The organism is Aeromonas cavernicola, assembly GCF_002795305.1.
Lineage (GTDB): Bacteria > Pseudomonadota > Gammaproteobacteria > Enterobacterales > Aeromonadaceae > Aeromonas > Aeromonas cavernicola.
The window spans coordinates 1-1,369 of record NZ_PGGC01000277.1; the positions used below are offsets into that span (position 1 = coordinate 1).

General features: G+C 63.1%; 1 protein-coding gene. It reads left to right on the plus strand.

Annotated features, from left to right (window positions below):
• Positions 1-90 precede the first annotated feature (90 nt).
• Positions 91-1,369: 2-succinyl-5-enolpyruvyl-6-hydroxy-3-cyclohexene-1-carboxylic-acid synthase (gene menD, locus CUC53_RS18510; RefSeq protein ID WP_100295426.1), on the plus strand; the 1,279-nt coding region annotated here is incomplete at its 3' end.

A 1,369-nucleotide genomic window follows, 5' to 3' on the forward strand; every position in this document is an offset into this window, starting at 1 on the left:
CGCCGAGTGGGCCGAACTCGACAACAAGATTGCCAATGTGCTCTCCCTGCTGGGATAGCCATAACCCCTTTTCACGCCACGAGAGCCCCTATGCCCACCCGTCAAGAGCCTGCCAACGAAGAGCTTGCCAGCCCCCCGTTTTCGAGCCAGCACGCCACCTTCAACCACGTCTGGTCCTCGCTGTTGTTGGAGGAACTGTTTCGCCTCGGGGTGCGCGACATCGCGCTGGCTCCTGGCTCCCGCTCTGCACCACTCACCATGGCGGCTGTGGCCCATCAGGGCTTTCGCCGTCACCTGCACTTTGACGAACGCGGCCTCGGCTTTATGGCGCTGGGGCTGGCCAAGGGGAGCAACCGGCCGGTGGCGGTGATCATGACCTCTGGCACCGCAGTGGCCAACCTCTGGCCCGCCGTAGCCGAAGCCCAGCTCACCGGCGTGCCGCTGATTATTCTCTCTGCCGATCGCCCTCCTGAGCTTATCGACAACGGCGCCAATCAGGCGATCGACCAGCAAGGGATCTTCGGCCATTACCCCGTCTATCAGCAGAACCTGCCGAGCCCCACCCCGACCATTCCGGCCGCCTTCGTGCTGAGTTCGGTGGATCAGGCGCTGGCCAAGCAGGCGCTCACCCCTGGGGTGGTGCACTTCAACTGCATGTACCCAGAACCGCTCTACCCGGGCGAGCACTATCAGGACTTCTCTGACTATCTGGCACCTCTGCGCAGCTGGCTCACCTCGCAGATGCCATGGAACCCATGGCAGCAGAACGAACAGTCCTGTCCTCATCAGTCCACATGGCCGTGCTTCCGGCAAAAACGCGGCATCGTAGTGGCCGGCCGCATTACTGACCCGATGCAAGCGCGGGCCGTCGCCGCGCTGGCAGAGCAACTCGGCTGGCCACTGCTGGCAGATCTGCAGAGCCAGATCCGCTTCGATAGCCGCAACCTCATCCACATAGATATGGCCCTCAACAACGAGGCGGTTGTCGCCGAGCTGGGCCGCGCCGAGGTGCTGCTGCAATTTGGCGCGCGGCTTATCTCTAAGCGGCTCGGCCAGTTCATCAAGCACCATTCATGGCAGGATTACTGGCTGGTGGATCCGCAGCCGGCGCGACTCGATCCCGACTACCGGCTGCGCAACCGGCTGCTCTGCAGCGCCAGCGCTCTCGCTGCGGCTCATCCGGCCACCACACAAGCCCCTTGGCACACATTGGCCAAGCTGCAACACAACGCCAGTCAGCAGATCGCCGCTGCCTGCGAGCACTTCTCGGAACTCGGGGTCTGCCATCGCTTAAACCGCCTGATCGAAGGGCAACTGTTTGTCGGCAACAGCATGCCCGCCCGACTGATGGATATGCTCGGCGAAACCG